21 protein-coding genes are annotated in these 22007 nt (G+C 72.2%); 12 read left to right on the forward strand and 9 right to left on the reverse strand.

Features of this window, described 5'->3' with window-relative positions; genetic code table 11:
- The first annotated feature begins 65 nt into the window (after nucleotides 1-65).
- The 3 genes from ABZ911_RS20560 to add all read left to right on the forward strand — a co-directional run bounded on the left by ABZ911_RS20560 (nucleotide 66) and on the right by add (nucleotide 2663).
- A complete protein-coding gene (locus ABZ911_RS20560; protein WP_358057756.1) occupies nucleotides 66-935 on the forward strand; it encodes an oxidoreductase in 870 nt (289 codons plus the stop codon).
- Between the two features lie 10 nt (nucleotides 936-945).
- A complete protein-coding gene (locus tag ABZ911_RS20565) occupies nucleotides 946-1530 on the forward strand; it encodes a TetR/AcrR family transcriptional regulator (RefSeq protein ID WP_358057759.1) in 585 nt (194 codons plus the stop codon).
- 113 nt (nucleotides 1531-1643) lie between these two features.
- Complete coding sequence (gene add, locus ABZ911_RS20570; RefSeq protein WP_358057762.1) at nucleotides 1644-2663, forward strand: adenosine deaminase; 1020 nt, start codon at nucleotides 1644-1646, stop codon at nucleotides 2661-2663.
- On the opposite strand, the gene ABZ911_RS20575 is transcribed toward add, so the two are convergent.
- From ABZ911_RS20575 to tkt, 7 genes are all read right to left on the reverse strand, one after another.
- The gene (locus ABZ911_RS20575) at nucleotides 2647-3303 is read right to left on the reverse strand and encodes a hypothetical protein (protein WP_358057765.1); all 657 of its coding nucleotides are present in this window, start codon (nucleotides 3301-3303) and stop codon (nucleotides 2647-2649) included. The two genes, add and ABZ911_RS20575, sit on opposite strands and share 17 nt — an antisense overlap.
- Before the next feature lie 32 nt (nucleotides 3304-3335).
- On the reverse strand, nucleotides 3336-4112 hold the full coding sequence (gene pgl / locus ABZ911_RS20580; protein WP_358057768.1) for a 6-phosphogluconolactonase: 777 nt from the start codon (nucleotides 4110-4112) through the stop codon (nucleotides 3336-3338).
- 64 nt (nucleotides 4113-4176) lie between these two features.
- Nucleotides 4177-5088, reverse strand: coding sequence for a glucose-6-phosphate dehydrogenase assembly protein OpcA (locus ABZ911_RS20585; RefSeq protein WP_358057771.1), 912 nt, complete (start codon nucleotides 5086-5088; stop codon nucleotides 4177-4179).
- Entirely contained in the window at nucleotides 5088-6689 is a 1602-nt protein-coding gene (gene zwf / locus ABZ911_RS20590) for a glucose-6-phosphate dehydrogenase (protein WP_358057774.1), read from the reverse strand. Before zwf ends, ABZ911_RS20585 begins: the two co-directional genes overlap by 1 nt.
- Before the next feature lie 3 nt (nucleotides 6690-6692).
- On the reverse strand, nucleotides 6693-8312 hold the full coding sequence (locus ABZ911_RS20595) for a glucose-6-phosphate isomerase (protein ID WP_358057777.1): 1620 nt from the start codon (nucleotides 8310-8312) through the stop codon (nucleotides 6693-6695).
- Nucleotides 8312-9403: a transaldolase gene (gene tal / locus ABZ911_RS20600; protein ID WP_358057780.1), complete on the reverse strand. Its 1092-nt coding sequence runs from the start codon at nucleotides 9401-9403 to the stop codon at nucleotides 8312-8314. Before tal ends, ABZ911_RS20595 begins: the two co-directional genes overlap by 1 nt.
- 2 nt (nucleotides 9404-9405) lie before the next feature.
- Nucleotides 9406-11433: a transketolase gene (gene tkt / locus ABZ911_RS20605; protein ID WP_358058331.1), complete on the reverse strand. Its 2028-nt coding sequence runs from the start codon at nucleotides 11431-11433 to the stop codon at nucleotides 9406-9408.
- Between the two features lie 339 nt (nucleotides 11434-11772).
- Here tkt and ABZ911_RS20610 point away from each other — a divergent pair, with 339 nt between their 5' ends.
- The 4 genes from ABZ911_RS20610 (at nucleotide 11773) to ABZ911_RS20625 (ending at nucleotide 15365) form a co-directional block, all read left to right on the forward strand.
- Entirely contained in the window at nucleotides 11773-12714 is a 942-nt protein-coding gene (locus ABZ911_RS20610; RefSeq protein WP_358057783.1) for a heme o synthase, read from the forward strand.
- Between the two features lie 77 nt (nucleotides 12715-12791).
- Complete coding sequence (locus ABZ911_RS20615) at nucleotides 12792-13208, forward strand: metalloregulator ArsR/SmtB family transcription factor (RefSeq protein ID WP_358057786.1); 417 nt, start codon at nucleotides 12792-12794, stop codon at nucleotides 13206-13208.
- Nucleotides 13198-14151 carry a cation diffusion facilitator family transporter gene (locus ABZ911_RS20620; protein WP_358057789.1) on the forward strand — a complete coding sequence of 318 codons (954 nt, stop codon included), beginning with the start codon at nucleotides 13198-13200 and terminating at the stop codon, nucleotides 14149-14151. The genes ABZ911_RS20615 and ABZ911_RS20620 overlap by 11 nt, the downstream gene beginning before the upstream one ends.
- Before the next feature lie 17 nt (nucleotides 14152-14168).
- The gene (locus ABZ911_RS20625; protein ID WP_358057792.1) at nucleotides 14169-15365 is read left to right on the forward strand and encodes a PrsW family intramembrane metalloprotease; all 1197 of its coding nucleotides are present in this window, start codon (nucleotides 14169-14171) and stop codon (nucleotides 15363-15365) included.
- Here ABZ911_RS20625 and ABZ911_RS20630 read toward each other — a convergent pair.
- On the reverse strand, nucleotides 15362-16027 hold the full coding sequence (locus ABZ911_RS20630) for an ElyC/SanA/YdcF family protein (protein ID WP_358057795.1): 666 nt from the start codon (nucleotides 16025-16027) through the stop codon (nucleotides 15362-15364). The two genes, ABZ911_RS20625 and ABZ911_RS20630, sit on opposite strands and share 4 nt — an antisense overlap.
- A 125-nt stretch (nucleotides 16028-16152) precedes the next feature.
- The gene (locus ABZ911_RS20635; protein WP_358057798.1) at nucleotides 16153-17124 is read right to left on the reverse strand and encodes a COX15/CtaA family protein; all 972 of its coding nucleotides are present in this window, start codon (nucleotides 17122-17124) and stop codon (nucleotides 16153-16155) included.
- A 108-nt stretch (nucleotides 17125-17232) separates the two neighbouring features.
- On the opposite strand from ABZ911_RS20635, the gene ABZ911_RS20640 reads away from it, so the two are divergent.
- The 5 genes from ABZ911_RS20640 to ABZ911_RS20660 are packed head-to-tail and all read left to right on the forward strand — an operon-like array spanning nucleotide 17233 to nucleotide 21976.
- On the forward strand, nucleotides 17233-18378 hold the full coding sequence (locus tag ABZ911_RS20640; protein WP_358057801.1) for an FAD-binding oxidoreductase: 1146 nt from the start codon (nucleotides 17233-17235) through the stop codon (nucleotides 18376-18378).
- Complete coding sequence (locus tag ABZ911_RS20645) at nucleotides 18375-18632, forward strand: (2Fe-2S)-binding protein (protein WP_358057804.1); 258 nt, start codon at nucleotides 18375-18377, stop codon at nucleotides 18630-18632. Before ABZ911_RS20640 ends, ABZ911_RS20645 begins: the two co-directional genes overlap by 4 nt.
- Complete coding sequence (locus ABZ911_RS20650; protein WP_358057807.1) at nucleotides 18629-20101, forward strand: NAD(P)/FAD-dependent oxidoreductase; 1473 nt, start codon at nucleotides 18629-18631, stop codon at nucleotides 20099-20101. Before ABZ911_RS20645 ends, ABZ911_RS20650 begins: the two co-directional genes overlap by 4 nt.
- A complete protein-coding gene (locus tag ABZ911_RS20655) occupies nucleotides 20085-20978 on the forward strand; it encodes a dihydrodipicolinate synthase family protein (protein ID WP_358057810.1) in 894 nt (297 codons plus the stop codon). Before ABZ911_RS20650 ends, ABZ911_RS20655 begins: the two co-directional genes overlap by 17 nt.
- Nucleotides 20975-21976: a proline racemase family protein gene (locus tag ABZ911_RS20660; protein WP_358057813.1), complete on the forward strand. Its 1002-nt coding sequence runs from the start codon at nucleotides 20975-20977 to the stop codon at nucleotides 21974-21976. Before ABZ911_RS20655 ends, ABZ911_RS20660 begins: the two co-directional genes overlap by 4 nt.
- Nucleotides 21977-22007 lie beyond the last annotated feature (31 nt).

Below are 22007 nucleotides of genomic sequence, written 5' to 3' on the forward strand. Positions count from 1 at the left end.
TTGTCCATGGGTAGGCAGGCCGGTAGCGTCGGTGTACGAAACGGTGCCGTACACCTGGAGGTTCTGTGAGTCGCTGGACCGCGCGTGACATGCCCGGCCTCACCGGCCGGAACGCGATCGTCACCGGCGCCAACACCGGCATCGGCCTGCCCACCGCCCTCGAACTGGCCAGGCACGGCGCGCGGGTGACCGTCGCGTCACGCGACCCGGGCAAGGGCCGGGCGGCCGTCGCCGAGATCCTGCGCGCGGTCCCCGGGGCCGAGGTCGGCTACGGCAGGCTCGACCTGGCCGATCTCGCCTCGGTGCGCGAGTTCGCCGCCTCCGTCGAGCGGGTGGACCTGCTGGTCAACAACGCCGGGATCGGCATGGTGCCGCGTGCGCTGACCAGGGACGGCTTCGAGCTGCAGTTCGGCACCAACCACCTGGGGCACTTCGCGCTGACCGGGCTGCTGCTGCCGCACCTGCTGGAGCGGCCGGGCGCGCGCGTGGTCACTGTCTCCAGCGACGCGCACAAGGTGGGCCGGATCGACTTCGACGACCTCGCGCTCACCCGCGGCTACGGGAAGATGAGCGCCTACGGGCGCTCCAAGCTGGCCAACCTGCTGTTCGCGCTGGAGTTGCAGCGCCAGGCCACCCGGGCGGGCACCGGCCTGCTCAGCGTGGCCACCCACCCCGGGATGACCGCCACGAACATCTTCAGCGCGGGGCCGCTGCAGGGGCTCGTGCGGCTGCTGCTGCAGCCCGCCTTCGCCGGGGCCGTGCCCTCGCTGTACGCGGCCACCTCGCCGGCGATCCGCGGCGGGGAGTACATCGGGCCCAAGGCCAGGACGCTCACCCCCGCGCCGGCCGCGCGGGACGAGGCGCTGGCCGTACGGCTGTGGGAGGTGTCCGCCGAGCTGACCGGCGTAACATTCTCGCAGATCGCCTACCGCTAAGGACGTGCCCGTGGCTCCACTCGATCCCGGGCGGGAGAGGGCCATCCTCGACGCCACACTCGCGCTGCTGTCGGAGATGGGATACGACCGGATGTCGGTCGACCAGATCGCCAGACGGGCCAGGGCCAGCAAGGCGACCATCTACCGGCGCTGGGCGGGCAAGGCCGAGCTGGTGGTGGACGTCATCTGCCGCCGCCTCCACCTGGACGCGCCCGCCCCCGCGGACACCGGCTCGCTCCGCGGCGACCTGCTGGTGGTGTTCGCCGGGCTGTGCGAGGCGTTCGCGGGCAGGCACACGCTGATCATGGGGCTGTCGCCGGCGCTGGTCTCCAGCCCCGAGCTGGCCGGGGCGCTGCGCGAGCACATGCCGAGCGGGGGCCTGCCGGGCATGGCGGAGGTGCTGGACCGCGCCTCCGCCCGGGGGGAGCTCACCGGACCCGTGGACCCCGGCCGGGTCCTCTCGCTCGCCGAGGCCCTGGTGTTCCGTCAGATGATCTTCGTCGGCCCGCCCTTCGGCGACGACTTCGTCACCTCCTGCATCGACGAGATCCTCCTTCCGCTGGTCGGCGTCTGGCAGGCGGTGGGGCGGCGCTAGCGGGCGCCATGGGCCAGGTAGGCCGGGAAGCCGCGCGGGAATTCTGACATCTTCCTGTGAGATTTCGCTCCAATCCCTATATCGTCGGAAATCTCGCGCCTATCGTCGTCGCCATGACGATCGACGACTTCATCAACGCGCTCCCCAAGGTCGAGTTGCACGTCCACCTGGTCGGCTCCGCCTCGGTGCCCACCGTGCTGGAGCTGTCCCGCCGCCACCCGGGCAGCGGCGTGCCCACCAGCGAGGAGGAACTGCGGGCCTTCTACGCCTTCCGCGACTTCCCCCACTTCGCCCGCGTCTACAAGGCCGTCAACTCCCTGGTCCGCGAGCCGGAGGACATCCACACGCTGGTCGTCGGCCTGGCCCGGGACCTGGCAGGGCAGGGCGCCCGCTACGTCGAACTGCAGGTCACGCCGTACGCGCACCAGGTCGTCGGGCTGCCCATGCGCGCGGTCACCGAAGCCCTGGACCTGGCCGCCCGCCAGTCGGCCGAGCAGTACGGCGTGCGCATGGCCTACATCTTCGACATCCCCGGCGAGTACGGCGCCGAGGCCGCCACCGTCACCCTGGAGCACGCGCTGCAGGAACCTCCCGCCACGCTGGTAGGTTTCGGCCTCGGCGGCATCGAACAGGCGCGCCCCGCCCACCGTGACGCCTTCCGCGACGCCTTCACCGCCGCCCGCGCCGCCGGCCTGCACAGCGTCCCGCACGGCGGTGAGATGTCCGGCCCCGAGACCGTCTGGGAGGTCGTCGAGGGCCTGGGCGCCGAGCGGATCGGCCACGGCATCAGCTGCCTGGCCGACCCGCGCCTGGTCGACCACCTGCGCGAGACCCAGCTCCCGCTGGACGTCTGCCCCACCTCCAACGTCCGCACCGGCCAGGTGGCGCGGATCGAGGACCACCCGCTGCCGCGCCTGCTGGAGGAGGGCCTGTTCGTCACGCTGAACAGCGACGACCCGCCGATGTTCGCCACCACGCTCAGCCAGGAGTACCGGGTCGCGGCACACGTGTTCGGCCTCGGTCAGGCGGAGTTGGCCGGGCTGGCCCGCAACGCCGTGCGCGCCTCCTACCTGGAGGAGGAGGCGAAGCAGGGGCTGCTGGCCGAGATCGACGCGCTCAGCAGGACGCGATGACGCACACCTTGCGCAGCATCTTCCCGGCTTCGGCGGTGACCTTGCGGAAGTTCGCCGCCTTCGGCTTGCCGCTGCCCTTGGTGAGATAGACGAGGACGGCGTTGGCCCGGCGCACGATCACCGCGTCGTCGCCCTCGCCGGAAATGCCCGCCCTGGCGCTGGTGCGCCAGGCGAAGTCGCCGAGCCGTACCTTCGTCAGGGTGCGCCGGTAGTCGCCGTAGGTGTCCGACGACCTGCCCCGGCACTTCTCCCAGCCCCGCCGGAACTCGGTCATCGCGTGCCGGGCGGCCTTCTCCGACCGGTACAGGATGAGCTGCTCGACGCTGTTGACGTACTCCTGGCTCTGGAAGGTCACTTTTCGGGCGTCCAGGCGGTCGTCCCGTCCGGCCTTGGGGTCGCGGCGCTCGCCCGTGGCGCTGGTGTCACAGGGACCGATGGCCAGCCACTGGTTCTTCTTCTTGTCCGTCCACCACATCTCCTCAGGGTCGGCATAGTCGTCGGGGTCGTTGTGCGCCTTGTCGTAGGCGACGTCCTTCTCGTGCAGCAGAAAGTTCTTCGGGATCGCCCTGGCGGCGGCCTCGGCGGGGACGGCGGCGGTCAGGGGGAGCAGCGCGGCGAGCGCGATGATCGTTACCTTCATGATCAGTTAGATGCGCCGGCCCATGCGAAGGTTCACGGGGAGGCGATGCGGCCCAGGCCCGGCGGGATCTTCTGGGCCGCCGCCCGGTCCAGCAGGAACAGCGTCCGCTGCCGCCCGCGCGCCCCGGCCGCGGGCACCTGCACCGGCCCGGACCCCTCCGACAGCGCCAGCCGTACGGCCCCCGCCTTCTCCTCGCCCGCCGCCACCACCCACACCTCGCGCGCGGCCTGGATGGTCGGCAGCGTCAGCGACACGCGGGTGGGCGGCGGCTTGGGCGAGCCGTGCACCGCCACCGCCGGACGCGTGTCGTAGAGCGCGGGCATGCCGGGGAACAGCGAGGCGACGTGCGCGTCCGGCCCCATGCCCAGCAGCATCACGTCGAAGGACGGGACCGGGCCGTGGTCCTCGGGCCGCGCGGCCTTGCGCAGCTCCTCGGCGTAGAGGTCCGCCGACTCCTCGGCGGTCACGCCCGCGTCCTGGCCCTGCATCACGTGCACCCGCGCGGGGTCGAGGTCGACCTGGTCGAGCAGCGCCTTGCGGGCGCCGGTCTCGTTGCGTTCCGGGTGGCCGCCCGGCAGGAAGCGCTCGTCGCCCCACCAGATGTCCAGCCGGCGCCAGTCGATCGCGTCCCGCGCCGGCGTCGCGGCGATCGCGGCCAGCGTGGCGATGCCGACCGTCCCCCCGGTCAGCACGAGCGAGGCGGCGCCCTTGGCGGACTGCGCGTCCACCAGGCGGGTGATGATGCGCGCGGCGACGGCCTTGGCCAGCACGTCGGCGTCGCGGTGCACGACTACGTTCGGAACGCTCACGGCTTCACTCTTTCACGAAGAAGGCGGCGGCCCCTTCGGGAGCCGCCGCCGTGGTCTGGACGGGTCAGGACCGGTGCGAACGGGCCAGGCGCTTGAGCGCCGCCTCGTAGATCTCGTCGGTGTCGAGCCTGCGCAGCTCCTCCGACAGCAGCTCCGAGGTCTGCCTGCGGGCCAGCGCCACATGCCGGTCGGGCTGGCCGGGCCGCGACAGCGTGGCCAGCCGGGCGTCGGTGCGGGTGACCGAGATCTCGCTGTCCGGCAGCGCCAGCCGTACGGCGGTCAGCCCAGGACCGGCCGAGCCGGTCACCTTGATCGGCGCGCCCAGCCGCTCCGACAGCCAGGCGGCGAGCAGCGGCGCGCTCGCGTGCCCCTCCACCGCCTCGACGACGCCCTTCTTCACCTTGCCCACCGGCTGGTCGAAGGCCGCCGCCAGCAGGCTGCGCCACGGCGTGAGCCTGGTCCAGGCCAGGTCGGTGTCGCCGTCGGTGTACCCCTTGGCCCGGGAGGCCAGCAACTTGACGCCGTCGTGCGCGGGCTTGGCGTCGGTGATGCGGCGCTGGGCCAGCATCCCGATCGGATCCTTCGCCGGTACGGCGGGCGCCTCGCCAGGCCACCACACCACCACCGGGGTGTCGGGCAGCAGCAGCGGGCTGACCACGGAGTCGGCGTGCTGGGTGAGCTCGCCGTACAGCCGCAGCACCACCACCTCGCCCGGTGTGGACTCACCGATGCGCAGCTCGGCGTCGAGGTGGTTGACCTCGTCGGTCTCCCTGCTGATCACCACCAGGATCCGCGAGGGATGCTCGCGGGCCGCCTCGGTGGCCGCCCGGACCGAGTCGTACTGGTCCCGCTCCTCGCAGACCACCACCAGCGTGAGCACCATGCCCACGGCGGGCGCGCCCATCTGGTGGCGCAGATGGGTCAGGTGCGCGGAGATCTTCCCCGCGGTCGTCTCCGTCAGCATGAACGAGGTCATCAGAGCCGCCTCCACACGCGCCCGTCACGGGCCATCATCTCGTCGGCCGACGGCGGCCCCCAGGTGCCCGCCGGATAGTCCTCCGGCTGCCCCTGCGTGGCCCAGAACTCCTCGATCGGGTCGAGGATCTTCCACGACAGCTCCACCTCCCGCTGGTGCGGGAACAGCGGCGGATCGCCGATCAGCACGTCCAGCAGCAGCCGCTCGTACGCCTCCGGCGAGGACTCCATGAACGACTCGCCGTAGGCGAAGTCCATGGACACGTCGCGCACCTCCATCGCGGTGCCCGGTACCTTCGAGCCGAACCGCACGGTGATGCCCTCGTCCGGCTGCACCCTGATCACCAGCGCGTTGTGGCCGAGGATCTCGGTGTCGTCCTTGCTGAAGGGCAGGTGAGGCGCCCGCTGGAAGACCACGGCCACCTCGGTGACCCGGCGGCCCAGGCGCTTGCCGGTGCGCAGGTAGAACGGCACCCCCGCCCAGCGCCGGTTGGCGATCTCCAGCTTGATGGCCGCGTACGTCTCGGTGATGGAGTCGGCCGGGATGCCCTCCTCCTCCAGGTAGCCCACCACCTTCTGGCCGCCCTGCCAGCCCGCGGCGTACTTGCCGCGCGCCGTGCCGAGCGCCAGGTCGGGGGGCAGCCGGACCGCCTTGAGCACCTTCTCCTTCTCCCGCCGCAGCGAGGAGGCGTCGAAGGAGGTCGGATCCTCCATCCCGACCAGCGCCAGGAGCTGGAGCAGGTGGTTCTGGATCACGTCGCGGGCCGCGCCGATGCCGTCGTAGTAGCCCGCGCGACCGCCGATGCCGATGTCCTCGGCCATGGTGATCTGCACGTGGTCGACGTAGCCGCGGTTCCAGATCGGCTCGAACAGGTTGTTCGCGAACCGCAGCGCCAGGATGTTCTGGACGGTCTCCTTGCCCAGGTAGTGGTCGATGCGGAAGATCGAGCTCTCCGGGAAGGCGGAGTTCGTGGTCTCGTTCAGCTCGTGCGCCGAGCGCAGGTCGTGCCCGAACGGCTTCTCGATCACCACTCGCCGCCACGAGCCCTCCGGGCCGTCCGACAGCCCGGTGCGCTTGAGCTGCTCGACCACCGTCGGGAAGAACTTCGGCGGCACCGACAGGTAGAAGGCGTAGTTGCCGCCCGTGCCCCGGGTCTCGTCGATCTCCTTCAACGCCATCGCCAGCGCGTCGAAAGCGCCGTCGTCGGAGAACTCGCCGGGCACGAAGTGGATGCCCTCGGCGAGCTGCTTCCAGACCTCCTCGCGGAAGGGCGTGCGCGCGTGCTCCTTGACGGCGTCGTGGGTGAGCGCGGCGAAGTCCTGGTTCGCCCAGTCGCGCCTGGCGAAGCCGACCAGCGAGAAACCGGGCGGCAGCAGCCCCCGGTTGCCCAGGTCGTAGATCGCCGGAAGCAGCTTGCGCTTGGCCAGGTCGCCGGTGACCCCGAAGAGCACCAGCACGCACGGCCCCGCCACCCGGGGCAGCCGCTTGTCACGCGGATCGCGCAGCGGGTTGGCCGCCGCGGCCGCCAGTGTCGTCGCGGTCCCCGCGACGGCCGAGGCGACCGCCGCGGACTCTTGCACGGGCGAGGCAGGTTCCGTCATCTGTCAGACCTCCTGTGCTGCTGCGAGCAGGTGGGCGACACCCGCCGCCCGGTCGGTCAGGTGCAGTCGTACGGCGGGCCGCCCGCGCGAGGTGAGCGCCCCGAGATCACCCAGCGCCTGCGCGAGCTGAAGCCCGCCCAGGGTGTACGGCCTGCCGGGTACCGGCACATCGTCGGCCACGACGCCGGTGATCTGCAAGAACACCCCGTTCTGCGGGCCGCCCTTGTGGTACTGCCCGGTGGAGTGCAGGAAGCGCGGCCCCCAGCCGAAGGTCACCGGCCGCTCGGTCCGCATGGCCAGCAGCGCCCGCAGGGTGGCGGGGTCGGCCGCCATCCAGGCGTCGGTCATCTCCTCGAAGGAGGCGTCCTCGCGCACGGGCGCGTCGAAGGCGGCCATCCGGTCGAGGTAGGCCATCACCGCGAGATAGCCGTTCTCGGGGACGGCCTCCAGCAGCGCGGTCAGCACCTGCGACAGGTCCTTGGCCTCGCCCGGCACCTCGCCGTAGACCTCGACCGGCCCGTCCACCAGGACCGGCACGCCGCCGCCGAGGTCGCCCCGCTCCAGCAGCCGGGCGGTGTTGTCCTTGGACTCGGTCACGTTGGGCTGGTCGAACGGGTTGACGCCGAGCACCAGGCCGGCGACCGCCGTCGCGTACTCCCAGATCAGGAACTGGGCGCCGAGCGAGCCCTCGACGGCCAGGTCGCCCTCGTCGGCGTCGATCGAGACGATGAGGTCGTCGTCGGTGCCGGCCGGGTCGGCGCCGACGACCGGCAGGATGCCCCTGCCCTGCTTGCCGGTCGACTCGGCGACGAGCTGCTCGATCCAGTCGGGCAGCCCGTTGATCTCCGAGAGGCTGTCCTCCAGGAGCATCTTGTCGCGCCCGGCCAGGGCCGCGGCGGCCAGCGCCACCCCCAGGTCGAGCCCGGGGTTGCCCTCGTCGAGGGCCAGCAGGCCGAGCACGGCCTCGGCCTCGTCCAGCAGCGGCTCGACGTCCACGCCGGCGAGCGCGCTGGGCACCAGCCCGAACGCCGACAGCGCCGAGTAGCGCCCGCCCACGTTCGGGTCGGCCAGCAGCACCGGGTAGCCCACCTCGGTGGCGGCCCGCTCCAGCGGCGAGCCCGGGTCGGTGACCACGACGATGCGCCCGGCCGGGTCGATGCCGGCCTCGCGGAACGCCTGCTCGTAGATCCGGCGGTGGCTGTCGGTCTCGACGGTGCCGCCGCTCTTGCTGGCCACCACCACGACGGTGTGCTCCAGGCGGTCGCCCAGCGCCCGCCGTACCTGGCCGGGGTCGGTGGTGTCGAGGACGGTGAGCTGCGCCTCGGCGGAGGCGCAGATGACCTCGGGCGCCAGGGACGAGCCGCCCATCCCGGCCAGCACCACATGGTCGAGCTGTTCGGCCCTGGCCCGCTCGACCAGCTTGCCGATCTCCGGCAGCAGTTCCCGCGAGGTGCGCGGGAGCGTCAGCCAGCCGAGCCTGACGGCCGCCTCGGCCTCGGCCTCGGGGCCCCACAGCGTGGGGTCGCCCGAGGCCAGCCGCGCCGGCACGCCCTCGGCGGCGAGCCGGGCCGCGACGCCGGCGGCGGCCGAGGCCACCGCCTCGTCCCGGTAGGACACCCGCATCAGGGCACCAGCTTCTTGCGCACGCTCTCCAGCAGGTCGTTCCACGACGACTCGAACTTCTCCACGCCCTCGTCCTCCAGCACCCGCACGACGTCGTCGTAGTCGACGCCGGCCTCCTTCAGCGCGGCCATGGTGTTCCAGGCCTGCTCGTAGAAGGGGCGCACGGTGTCGCCGGAGATGTTCGCGTGGTCGGCGACGGCGTCGAGGGTCTTCTCCGGCATGGTGTTGACCGTGCCGGGGGCGACCAGCTCGTCGACGTACATGGTGTCGGAGTACTCGGGGTTCTTGACGCCGGTGGAGGCCCACAGCGGGCGCTGCGGGCGGGCCCCGGCGGCGCGCAGGCGCGCCCAGCGCTCGGAGTTCATCACGTCCTCGAACGCGGCGTAGGCCAGGCGCGCGTTGGCCACGCCCGCCTTGCCCTTCAGCTCCGGCCTGCCGAGCCCGTCGAGGCGCTTGTCGATCTCGCTGTCCACCCGGCTGACGAAGAACGAGGCGACCGACTCGATCGAGGCCAGGTCCAGGCCCTTGGCGTGCGCGGCTTCCAGACCGGTCAGCCAGGCGTCCATCACCGCGCGGTAGCGCTCCAGCGAGAAGATCAGCGTGACGTTGACGCTGATGCCCTCGGAGATCGCCTGGGTGATCGCGGGCAGGCCCTCGACCGTCGCGGGGATCTTGATGAACAGGTTGGGCCGGTCCACCGCCCACCACAGGAAGCGGGCCTCGGCGACCGTCTTCTCCGTCTCGCGGGCCAGCCGCGGGTCGACCTCCAGCGACACCCGGCCGTCCACGCCGCCGGTGGCGTCGTAGACCGGGCGCAGCACGTCGCAGCCCCAGCGGATGTCATAGGTGGTGATGGCGCGCACCGCCTCGCCGACGTCGACGCCGCGCACGGCCAGGTCGTGCAGCTGGGCGTCGTAGGCGTCGCCCTTGCTGAGCGCGCCCTGGAAGATCGTCGGGTTGGAGGTGACCCCCACGACGTTCTTCTCGCGGATCAGCTCCTCCAGGTTGCCGCTGCGCAGTCGCTCGCGGCTGATGTCGTCGAGCCAGATGCTCACGCCCTGGCCGGAGAGCTTCTTCAGGTTCTCGCTCATCTTCAGTTTCCCGTCGTCTCGCCCTTGTCGCCGCCCAGCTTGGCCAGGCTGGCCTTGGCCGCGGCCGCGACCCGCTCGGCGGTGAGGCCGAACTGCTCATACAGCGTCCTGTACGGCGCCGACGCGCCGAAGTGCTCGAGGCCGACCACTTCGCCCGCCTCTCCGACGAACTCGTGCCAGCCCATGGCGATTCCCGCCTCGACGGCCACCCGCGCCTTGACCGCCGACGGCAGAACCGTCTGCCGGTAGGCGATGTCCTGGTTCTGGAACCACTCCACGCACGGCATGGACACGACCCGGGTCGTGATGCCCTGCGCCTCCAGCAGCTCGCGGGCCGCCACGGCGATCTCCACCTCGCTGCCGGTGCCGATGAGCACGACCTGCGGTCGCCCGTTGGAGGCCTCCCGCAGGACGTAGCCGCCCTTGGCGACGCCTTCGGCGTTGGCCGGGTAGACCGGCAGGTTCTGCCGGGTCAGCGCCAGCGCGGCGGGCCGGTCGGTGTGCTTCAGCACGGCCTTCCAGGCGGCGGCCGTCTCGTTGGCGTCGGCCGGGCGCACCACGTCCAGGCCCGGGATCGCGCGCAGCGCCCACAGGTGCTCGATGGGCTGGTGCGTCGGGCCGTCCTCGCCGAGGCCGATGGAGTCGTGCGTCCACACGTAGGTGACCGGCAGCTTCATCAGCGCGGCCAGCCGTACGGCGGGGCGCATGTAGTCGGAGAAGACCAGGAACGTGCCACCGTAGGGGCGGGTGCCGCCGTGCAGCGCGATGCCGTTCAGGATCGAGCCCATGCCGTGCTCGCGGATGCCGAAGTGCAGCGTCCGTCCGAACGGGTTGCCGGGGAACTCCCTGGTCTGGAACTCCTCGGGGATGAAGGACGGCTCGCCCTTCATCGTGGTGTTGTTGGACTCGGCCAGGTCGGCCGAGCCGCCCCACAGCTCGGGCAGCACCCGCGCGAGCGAGCCCAGCACCTCGCCGGAGGCCTTGCGGGTGGCCATCGAGCCGCCCGGCTCGAACGTGGGCAGCGCCTCGGCCCAGCCGGCCGGCAGCTCGCGCCGGGAGATGCGGTCGAACTCGGCGGCCCGCTCCGGGTTGGCCTCGCGCCAGCTCGTGTAGCCCTTCTCCCACTCGGCGTGCGCGGCGCGGCCGCGGTCCACGACGGCGCGGGCGTGCTCGAGCACCTCGCCCGGCACGTCGAAGGACCTGGCCGGGTCCATGCGCATGACCTTCTTGGTGGCCGCGACCTCGTCGGCGCCCAGCGCCGAGCCGTGGATCTTGCCGGTGTTCTGCTTGTTCGGCGCGGGCCAGCCGATGATGGTGCGCAGCTTGATGAACGAGGGCCTGCCGGTCTCCGCGCGGGCCGCCTCCAGCGCCTGGTGCAGCGCCTCGACGTCCTCCACGTAGTCGCCGGTGACCGTCCAGTCGACGCTCTGGGTGTGCCAGCCGTACGCCTTGTAGCGCCTGACCACGTCCTCCGACAGGGCGATCTGCGTGTCGTCCTCGATGGAGATGTGGTTGCTGTCGTAGACGACGGTCAGGTTGCCCAGGCGCTGGTGGCCGGCCAGGGCGCTGACCTCGTGGCTGACGCCCTCCTCGATGTCGCCGTCGGAGACGACGCACCAGATGTGGTGGTCGAAGGGGGAGGTGCCGGGGGCGGCGTCGGGGTCGTACAGGCCCCGCTCGCGGCGGGCGGCCATGGCCATCCCGACCGCGTTGCCGATGCCCTGACCCAGCGGCCCGGTCGTGGTCTCCACGCCGACCGTGTGCCCGTGCTCGGGGTGGCCGGGGGTGAGGCTGTCCCACTGGCGCAGGCGCTCGAGGTCGTTGAGGGTCAGGCCGTAGCCCGACAGGTAGAGCTGGATGTAGAGGGTCAGGCTCGAGTGGCCGCAGGACAGGACGAAGCGGTCACGGCCCACCCACGAAGGGTCGGAGGGGTCGTGGCGCATCGTGCGCTGGAAGAGCAGATAAGCGGCCGGAGCGAGGCTCATCGCGGTGCCCGGATGGCCCGAGCCCGCTTTCTCCACGGCGTCCATCGCCAGGGCCCGCACGACGTCAACCGCCTGCCGGTCCAGGTCGTTCCACTCAAGGGCTGGCACGAGTTCGCTGCTCAAGTGCTCGATCTCCGGATCTAGTCGTCATGGTGGTGCCGGGTTGGCATTTCCCGCCCACACCGGACCCTAACGGAGCGGGCGTCGCTACCGTCGCGTAGCCCACTCCACGTGCTTCTCCGCGGACGGCCTCCGCCCCCATTGGCCGGACCGGCCATACCTGCGACTACAGTTTGGTTGTTCGCAGGGACGTCCGGTGCGCGACGTCCACGGATCCGCTCTAATCAGAGGTTACGCGTTGACTCCGCACGTGCTGGAAGCGCCTTGACGGTGCTGACGAACAGGCAAGCGACCGCCCCGGCCCCCGCCGAGGCGCCCCGCTCCATTCTCGCGGTGGTCAAGGCCTACGTGGCGCTCACCAAGCCGCGGGTCATCGAGCTGCTCCTGATCACCACGCTGCCGGTCATGTTCCTGGCCGCGGGCGACCTGCCGCCGCTGTGGACGGCCCTGTCGGTGATGGTCTTCGGCACCCTGTCGGCGGGCAGCGCGAACGCGCTCAACTGCTACATCGACCGCGACATCGACGTGAAGATGCGCCGCACCCGGCGCAGGCCGCTGGCCAGGCACCAGGTCACTCCGCGCGCCGCCCTGATCTTCGGGGTCGTTCTGGGAATTTTGTCCACTGTTGGCCTGTGGGTGACCACCAACTGGCTGGCGGCGGCCCTGTCCACCGCGGCGATCCTGTTCTACGTCTTCGTGTACTCGCTGGTGCTCAAGCGGCGCACCTCGCAGAACATCGTCTGGGGCGGCCTGGCCGGCTGCATGCCCGTGATGATCGGCTGGGCCGGCATCACCGGCCGTCTCGACTGGACCCCGCTGGTGCTGTTCGGGGTGGTGTTCTTCTGGACGCCGCCGCACACCTGGACGCTGGCCATGCGCTACAAGGAGGACTACGCGGCGGCGTCCATCCCGATGCTGCCGGTGGTGGCGACCGAGCGCCGGGTCGTGCGCGAGTCCATCGCCTACACCTGGGCGACGGTGGCCTGCTCGCTGCTGCTGTGGCCGGTGGCCGGCACCACGCTGATGTACCCGGTCGTCGCGGTCCTGCTCGGCCTGATGTGCCTGTGGGAGGTCTACCGCCTGCTGGCCCGGCTGAACGACGGCAAGACCGGGGTGGACCTGCGGCCGATGCGCTTCTTCCACTGGTCCAACGCCTACCTGGCGCTGCTCTTCCTCGCCGTGGCCATCGACCCCCTGCTGGCCTGAGCCGCACTTTCCGACCTGTCGTTGCCACCGAACCCGCGTGGTTATACGGTCTACATATGAATAGCTATTCAAGTGTTGTGTCCGGGCTTGACGGTTGCGCGAGCAGCGAGCCCGACGCGGCCCGGGTCGCGGCCACCCGGGACCGCCTCGTCACCCCCGACGAGGCGACCCGGCTGGCCGAGCTGTTCAGGCTGCTCGGCGACCCGACCAGGGCCCGGCTGCTCTACGCGCTGCTGGAGGCGGGGGAGCTGTGCGTGTGCGACCTGGTCAGCGCCGTGGAGGTGACCGACACGGCGGTCTCGCACGCGCTGCGACTGCTGCGTACGGCGGGCATCGTGGCCAGCCGCCGGGCCGGGCGCATGATCTACTACCGGCTGGCCGACGCCCACGTGCGGATGCTGCTCGACCTCAGCCGCGAGCACCTGCGCCACGAGCCCGCGCCCGGGCTCTCCCCGACAGGTTCGGGGAGGAAGGAGGCGACCGGTGGGAGCTGACCACGGGCACGGTCACGGCCACGGGCACGCGGTGAGCGCCGACGCCGACCGGCGCTACCTGGTCGGGGCGCTCGCGCTCATCGCCGGGTTCATGGTGATCGAGGTCGTGATCGGCGTCATCGCCAACTCGATCGCGCTGATCTCGGACGCGGCCCACATGCTCACCGACGCGAGCGCGATCGTGCTGGCGCTGATCGCGATGCGCATCGCCGCGCGACCGGCCAAGGGCGCCTACACCTTCGGCTGGAAGCGCGCGGAGATCCTCTCCGCCCAGATCAACGGCGTGACCCTGCTGCTGCTGGTCGCCTACTTCGCCTACGAGGGCGTGCACCGGCTCGTCGACCCGCCGGAGGTGGCGGGCCCGATGGTGCTGTTCACCGCGCTGGCCGGCATCGTCGTCAACACCGGCGCCGCCTACCTGCTGTCCCGCGCCGACCGGCGCAGCCTCAACGTCGAGGGCGCCTTCCAGCACGTGCTCAACGACCTGTACGCGTTCATCGCCACCGCCGTGGCCGGCCTGGTGGTGTGGGTCACCGGGTTCCGCCAGGCCGACGCCATCGCCGCCCTGGTGGTGGCCGTGCTGATGGCCAAGGCGGGCTACGGGCTGCTGCGCGACTCGGGCAGGGTGCTGCTGCAGGCCGCGCCCGGCCACCTCGACCCGGACGAGATCGGCGCGGTGCTGGCCGCCGAGCCGGACGTGGTGGAGGTGCACGACCTGCATGTCTGGACGGTGACGAGCGGGTACCCCACGATGTCGGCGCACGTGATCGTCGAGATGGGTTCGGACTGCCACGGCGTCCGCACCCGGCTGGCCGACCTGCTGCGGGAGCGCTTCGAGATCGAGCACAGCACCCTACAGGTCGATCATGGAAAGGTCGCCGCCGACGAGCACTGCCCGGACCCGCACGGACCTCGTCACGTGGGAAGGACAGCTCCATCCTGATCCGTTACAGTCACCGTATGACGTCCCGTGATCCACGCTGGGTGTTCAAGGACCGCCCCTCCGTCGCGTTGATCGCAGGGCTTGTCCTGGCCGGAATCTGCGCACTGGTCTCCTTCTCCTTCGATGTGATCAACGGCGCCCCCGTCGACTTCCTCATCTCGCTCATCCTCGCCAGCGCGCCGGTCCCGCTGCTGTTGGCCGCCGTGCTCGCGCTGGACCGGATGGAGCCGGAACCGCGCAGCAACCTGGTCTTCGCCTTCGCCTGGGGCGCGGGTGTGGCGGTGCTCGTCGCGGGCGTCATCAACTCGCTGAACCTGCACTACATCGCCGGCGCGGGCGGGCTGTCGGCGGACAGCGCGCGCAACATCGCCGCCACCTTCGGCGCCCCCGTCGTCGAGGAGACGATGAAGGGCCTGGTGCTGCTGGGGCTGCTCAGGTTCAGGCGGACCGAGCTCGACGGGCCGACCGACGGCATCATCTACGCCAGCATGGTCGGCCTCGGCTTCGCGATGAGCGAGAACGTCAGCTACTACATCGCCGCGCTCAACTCCGAGCTGGGCGTGCAGGGGCTGGCCGTCACCGTGGTGCTGCGCGGCATCCTGTCGCCGTTCGCGCACCCGCTGTTCACCTCGATGATCGGCATCGCGGTCGCCTACGCGGCCCAGCGGCGCAGCTCCGAGCGCGCCTTCATCATCCTGGCCGGGTGGGTCGGGGCGATGCTGCTGCACGGCCTGTGGAACGGCCTGGCCTCCTACGGGGGCTTCCCCGGTCTCGTGGTGGCCTACCTGACGCTGCTGGTGGTGCTGTTCGTGCTGATCGGCGTCGTCTTCCGCGACCGGCGGCGGATCGTCGCGCTGATCCAGCGCTACCTGCCGCCGTACGAACCGACCAGGCTGGTCGACGCGGCCGACGTCTACATGCTGTCGGCGCTGGCCCGGCGCCGGCAGGCCCGGCAGTGGGCCAGGGCGCACGGCGGCAAGGCCGGGCTGCGCGCGATGAGCGACTACCAGCTCGCCGCCACCGAGCTCGGCCTGCTGCACGAGCGGGCCGCCCGGCACATGGTCGACGAGCAGACCTTCCACGAGGAGCAGCGGGCGCTGCTGGAGTGCATGAGCGCCGCGCGCGCGGACTTCCCGGTGCCGCGGCAGCACACCTCGGCCTCCACCTCACCCGGCTACGCCCCCGGCGCGCCTCCGCCCGGTCTGGCGCCCTAAGGGCCGGTCTGGGCGAGGATGTTGCGCAGGGAGGACTCCTTGGGGCCGGGGAAGACCGGCCGGGCGTCCAGCACCGCGTCGCCGAGCCCCTTGGCCGAGGCGAAAAACTCCCTGGCCGCGTAGACGTAGGTCGGGGCCGGCCACTGCCGGGAGGAGTCGTCGCCCACCCCGAAGGCCCGCAGCCCCGCCGTACGGCACAGCGCGACCGCCCGGGGCAGGTGGAAGGCCTGCGTGACCACCGTGACCTCGCCCGCGCCGAACACCTCGCGGGCGCGCACGCACGAGTCCCAGGTGTCGAAGCCCGCGTAGTCGAGCACCATCGCCGACACCGGCACCCCGCGCCCGGCCAGGTAGTCGCGCATCGCGGTCGGCTCGTCGTACTCGGTCCGGCTGTTGTCACCCGACAGCAGCAGCGCTCTGACCTTGCCCTCCTGGTAGAGCCGCGCCGCGAGGTCGAGCCGTGCGGCCAGCAGCGGCGACGGCCTGCCGGAGTACAGCCCCGCGCCCAGCACGAGGGCCGTGCCGGAGCCGGGCACCCGCTCCAGCCAGCCGGGTGTGCCCGCGACCACGCGGTGCCCCGAACTCTGGAGCCAGGCCCAGGTCAGCGGCGTGACGGCCAGCACGCTGAGCGCCACGGCGCCCTGAAAGGCGCGCCGCAGCACGCGTCGAGAGGGGCGGACCAATCCCAACAAAACCCACCTCGCGCCGGTAGGGGAGTGGCGGACATATAGCCATGATCGTGGCACATCCCCCCGCTTTCGGGGGTGGGAACCGGTGGGGGAGGGGGTCAGACCGCCGCGTGATCGAGCGGCGCCGAGGCGGCCGGGAGGGCGGCGCGGGTGCGCATCCGGCTCACCACGTTCAGGCAGCAGATCCACACCAGTGTCGAGCCGAGCACGTGCAGCCCGACCAGGAACGCGGGCACGGCCAGGAAGTACTGGGTGTAGCCGATCACGCCCTGCGCCAGCTCGATGCCGAGCAGCAGTTGCGCCGCCCGCAGGGCCGGCCGGGGCGCGCCGGTCACGTGCAGCGCGAACAGCAGCGCGAAGGTCAGGCCGACGACGAGGTAGACGATGTCGGCGTGCAGCCTGGCGACCGTCTCGATGTCGAAGTCGAAACGGGAGGCCAGCACGTCGCCCGAGTGCGGGCCGGTGCCGGTGACCACCACGCCGGCGACCAGCAGCACGGCCACCGCCGCCACGAGCGCGTAGCCCAGGATCCTGATGTCGCGGTGGACGAGCCCCCGCACGGGCCCGTCGCCCTCGCCCGCCCTGACGTACATCAGCCAGCAGGCGGCGGTCAGCGCGATGGAGATCAGGAAGTGCGCGCCGACCGTGACCGGGTTGAGCGCCGAGTGCACGACCACGCCGCCCCACAGGCCCTGCAGGGCCACGCCGGCGGGCTGCAGCAGGGCCAGCCGTACCAGGCCGGGGCGGCGCGGGGTCTGGCGGAGGGCCGCGAGCACGCAGGCCACCGCGACGGCCAGGACGGCGAAGGTGAGCAGCCGGTTGCCGAACTCGATCAGTGTGTTGATCATCGGGATGTCGTCGTGCGCGGCGGGCACGAAGCTGTCCGGCGTGCACTTGGGCCAGGTCGGGCAGCCGAGGCCCGAGCCGGTGACGCGGACCGCCGCGCCGGTGACGGTGATGCCCGCGTTGGCCACGACGGCGGTGAGCGCCCAGCGCCGCGTCGAGGTCGCGGTGGGCGACCAGAACGAGTGGACGAAGGCGAGGGGGCCGGTGCGCGTGGTTGAACTCACGGCTTCATGGTAGGGGCGCGGATAGCCGGTCCTTCCATCAGGGAAGACGTAGGGGGAGTGCTTCCCATTCACTGAAGTATGTGACATATTACCGGCCAGGAGGTGGAGATGCCCGACGTTATCGTGATCGGCGCCGGAGTCGTGGGCGCGGCCTGCGCCTACTATGCCGCACGAGCCGGGCTCGACGTCACGGTGCTGGACCGCGGCCCCGTGGCCGGTGGCACGACCGGCGCAGGCGAGGGGAACGTGCTGGTCTCCGACAAGGAGCCCGGCCCCGAACTGGAGCTGGCGCTGCTGTCCAACCGGCTGTGGCGCGAGCTGGCCGCGCACGGCGGCTTCGAGTTCGAGGCCAAGGGCGGCCTGGTCGTCGCCGAGACCGGCGAGGTGCGCGAGCGGCTGGTGGAGCTGGCCGCCGCGCAGGGCGTCGAGCACGCAGTCGTCGGCGGCCCCGAGCTGCGCGACTACGAGCCGCACCTCGCCGACGGGCTGGCCGGCGGGGTGTTCTACCCGCAGGACGCCCAGGTCCAGCCGATGCTCGCGGCGGCGCACCTGATCAGGCACGGCCGGGAGAGCTTCGGCCGCAGCGCCCTCGAACTGCGGACCGGCGTCACCGTCACCGGCTTCCTGCGCGACGGCGACCGGCTGAGCGGGGTGCGCACCGACGCGGGCGACATCCTGGCCGGCGCGGTCGTCAACGCGGCGGGCACCTGGGGCGGCGAGATCGCCGCCATGGCCGGGGTACACCTGCCGGTCCTGCCTAGGCGCGGCTTCATCCTGGTCACCGAACCGCTGCGGCGGCCGCTGATCAGGCACAAGGTCTACACCGCCGCGTACGTCACCAACGTGGCCAGTGACTCCGCGGGCCTGGAGACTTCCGCCGTGGTCGAGGGCACCCCGGCCGGGCCCGTGCTCATCGGCGCGAGCCGGGAGCGGGTGGGCTTCGACCGGACCCCGTCGATCCCGGTGCTCGGGCGGCTGGCCGCGCAGGCGACCGCGCTCTTCCCCGTGCTGCGCGAGGTCAGGGTGATCAGGACCTACTGCGGCTTCCGGCCGTACTGCCCCGACCACCTGCCGGTCATCGGCGAGGACCCCCGCCTGCCCGGCCTCTACCACGCGTGCGGGCACGAGGGCGCGGGCATCGGGCTCGCCCCCGCCACCGGCCACCTGCTCGCCCAGCGGCTCGGCGGCGAACGAACCGACCTCGACCTGAAGCCCTTCCGCCCGGACAGGTTCCCCGAAGGAGAGACGGCATGAAGGTGGGGGCACGACCCTTCGAGATCACCGTGGACGGGCGGCCCGTGCCGGTGCTGCCCGGCCAGACGCTCGGCGCGGCGCTGCACGCGGCCGGCATCAGGTCGTGGCGCACGACCAGGTTCGGCGGGCGCCCGCGCGGGCTGTTCTGCGGCATCGGCGTCTGTTTCGATTGCCTCATCACCGTCAACGGCCGGGCCGAGCAGCGCGCCTGCCTGGTCGAGGCGGCACCGGGAGACGAGGTGACCACCTCATGACCTGCTACGACCTGGCCGTCATCGGCGGCGGGCCCGCGGGCGTGGCCGGCGCGCTGACCGCCGCCCAGGCCGGGCTGCGGGTGGCCCTCCTGGACGGCGGAGCGCGGCTCGGCGGCCAGTACTTCCGGCACCCGCCCGCGAGCCTCCAGGCGTCCGACCCGGGAGCGTTCCACCACGGCCTCGACCGCTTCCTGCGCCAGGGCGCCGCGCTCGCCGACCGCGCCGACCTCCTGCTGGGACACCAGGTGTGGACGGTGGAACGCGTCGCCTCCGGCGCCGCCGAGGCCGCGCCCTTCCGGGTGCACGCGCTGCGCGACGACCGGCCCGTCGTGGTGGCGGCGAGGCGGCTGCTGGTCGCCACCGGCGCGCACGACCGGCCGCTGCCCTTCCCCGGCTGGGACCTGCCCGGCGTGCTCACCGCGGGCGGGGCGCAGGCGCTGCTCAAGGGCAACCTCGTGGTCGCGGGCAGGCGGGTGGTCGTCTCCGGCACCGGTCCGTTCCTGCTGCCCGTCGCCGCCGGGCTGGCCTCGGCGGGGGCGCGGGTGCTGGGCGTGTACGAGGCCAACGGCGGGCTCGGGCTGGCCAGGCATCCGCTGCTCGCGCTGGGCAAGGCGGGCGAGGCCGCAGGCTACGGGCTCGCCCTGGCACGGCGGCGCGTGCCGTACCGGACCAGGCAGGCGGTCGTGGCGGCGCACGGCGGGGACGAGCTCACCCACGTGACGGTCGCCGAGCTCGACCGCGACTGGCACGTGCGCGCCACCCGGACCGTCGAGTGCGACACCCTCGCCGTCGGGTACGGCTTCACGCCCCAGCTGGAGCTGCTCACCCAGCTCGGCTGCGACACCGCCCACGACCTCGACGGCAGCCCCGTCGTCACCGTGGACGCGGCCCAGCGCACCAGCGTGCCGGGCGTCTGGGCGGCGGGCGAGCCGACCGGCGTGGGCGGCGCGGTCCTGGCGGAGGTGGAGGGCCGCATCGCGGGCCTGGCCATCGCCCGGAGCCGAGGTGGGAACGCTCCCGCCCCGTCCCCCGGCGCCGGCGTGGGCGGGGCAGGGCTCGGACGAGGGGCAGGGGTGCTGGTGCGGCGCAGGGCGCGGCTGCGCGGGTTCGCGCGGGCGCTGCTGGAGGCGTACCCGGTGCGCGACGGCTGGCGGTCGTGGCTCGCGGACGACACGCTCGTGTGCCGCTGCGAGGAGGTGCCGCTGTCGGCCGTGCGCGAGGCGCGGGAGCTCGGCGCCACCGACGCGCGCTCGGTCAAACTCCTGTCCCGCGCGGGAATGGGCTGGTGCCAGGGCCGGATGTGCGGCTACGCGGTCGCCTGCCTGGCCGGTGAGCAGCCCCAGCAGCCCCGCCGCCCGATAGCCCAGCCGATCACCCTCGGAGCGCTCCAGAAGAGCGCCCCACCCGACTTTCCAGACCCCAGTGCGTTGAAACACGATGAGAGGATTTCTGATGACAAATCGCGTTAAGCCATGGCACGGCGTGATGGTGGCCACGGCGCTCCCCATGCGCGATGACCTTTCGGTGGACTTCGAGGGCTTCGCCGAGCACTGCAGCTGGCTGGTCGAGCAGGGCTGTGACGGCGTGGCCCCCAACGGCTCGCTCGGCGAGTACCAGACGCTGAGCGAGGAGGAGCGCGCCAGGGTGGTGACCACCGCGGTCGAGGCCATCGGCGGCGGCAACGTGCTGCCGGGCGTCGGCGCCTACGGCTCGCGCGAGGCGCGGCGCTGGGCCGAGCAGGCCGGCGAGGCGGGCTGCCAGGCGGTCATGCTGCTGCCGCCGAACGCCTACCGCGCCGACGAGCGCGTCGTCGTGGAGCACTACCGCGAGGTGGCCAGGGCGGGCCTGCCGATCGTCGCCTACAACAACCCGCACGACACCAAGGTCGACCTCACCCCGGCGCTGCTGGCCAGGCTGTACGACGAGGGGCTGGTCGTCGCGGTGAAGGAGTTCACCGGCGACGTGCGCAGGGCCTATGAGATCGCCGAGCTCGCCCCGGGGCTCGACGTGCTGATCGGCTCCGACGACGTGCTGGTGGAGGTGGCCCTGGCCGGCGCGGTCGGCTGGATCGCGGGCTTCCCCAACGCGCTGCCCGCCTCCCACGCCGCCCTCTACCACGCCGCCATGGCGGGCGACCTGGACACCGCCCTGCCGCTCTACCGCAAGCTGCACCCGCTGCTGCGCTGGGACTCCAAGACCGAGTTCGTGCAGGCCATCAAGCTGTCCATGGACCTGGCCGGTCGGCCCGGCGGCCGGTGCCGCCCGCCCCGGCTGGAGCTGACCCCCGAGCAGGCCGCCGCCGTACGGGCCGCCACGGAGAAGGTGCTGGCGGAGGGGCTTCGATGAGGACCAAGCGGATCTTCCACGCGGTCGACTCGCACACCGAGGGCATGCCGACCCGAGTGATCACCGGCGGCGTGGGCGTGATCCCCGGCGCCACCATGGCCGAGCGGCGGGTGTACTTCCGCGACAACCTCGACCACATCCGGCAACTGCTGATGAACGAGCCGCGCGGCCACGCCGCGATGAGCGGCGCCATCCTGCAGCCGCCGACCCGGCCGGACGCCGACTGGGCCGTGCTGTTCATCGAGGTGTCGGGGTATCTGCCGATGTGCGGCCACGGCACCATCGGGGTGGCGACGGTGCTGGTCGAGACCGGCATGGTCGAGGTGACCGAGCCGGTCACCACGATCCGCCTGGAGGTGCCGGCGGGACTGGTCGAGGTGGACGTCGCCGTCGAGGACGGCGCCGCCACCGCGGTCACCCTGCGGAATGTCCCCGCCTACGCCGACCGGCTCGACGCCCACGTGGACGTGCCCGGCTTCGGGCGGATCCGCTACGACCTGGCCTACGGCGGCAACTTCTACGCCATCGTGGACCTGGACGACTACAAGCTGCCGTTCGACCGGGCCGCCAAGAACGAGATCATCGCGGCCGGGCTGGCCACGATGGCGGCGATCGACGCCACCGACGAGCCGGTGCACCCGGAGGACGACCGCATCCGCGGCTGTCACCACGTGTACTTCACCGCCCCCGGCTCCGACGCCGCCCACTCCAGGCACGCGATGGCCATCTACCCCGGCTGGTTCGACCGCTCGCCCTGCGGCACCGGCACCAGCGCGCGTATGGCGCAGTTGCACGCCCGGGGTGAGCTGCCGCTGGACACCGACTTCGTCAACGAGTCGTTCATCGGCACCCGCTTCGTCGGCAGGCTCACCGGCACCACCGCGGTGGGGCCGCACCAGGCCGTCCTGCCGACGATCACCGGGCGGGCCTGGATCACCGGGACCGCGCAGTACTTCCTCGACCCGAGCGATCCGTTCCCTGAGGGGTTTCAGCTCTGACGTCACCATCGCCCCTCGACATTCTTAAGCG

The sequence above is a fragment of the Nonomuraea sp. NPDC046570 genome, assembly GCF_040645915.1.
In the GTDB taxonomy this organism is placed as follows: domain Bacteria; phylum Actinomycetota; class Actinomycetes; order Streptosporangiales; family Streptosporangiaceae; genus Nonomuraea.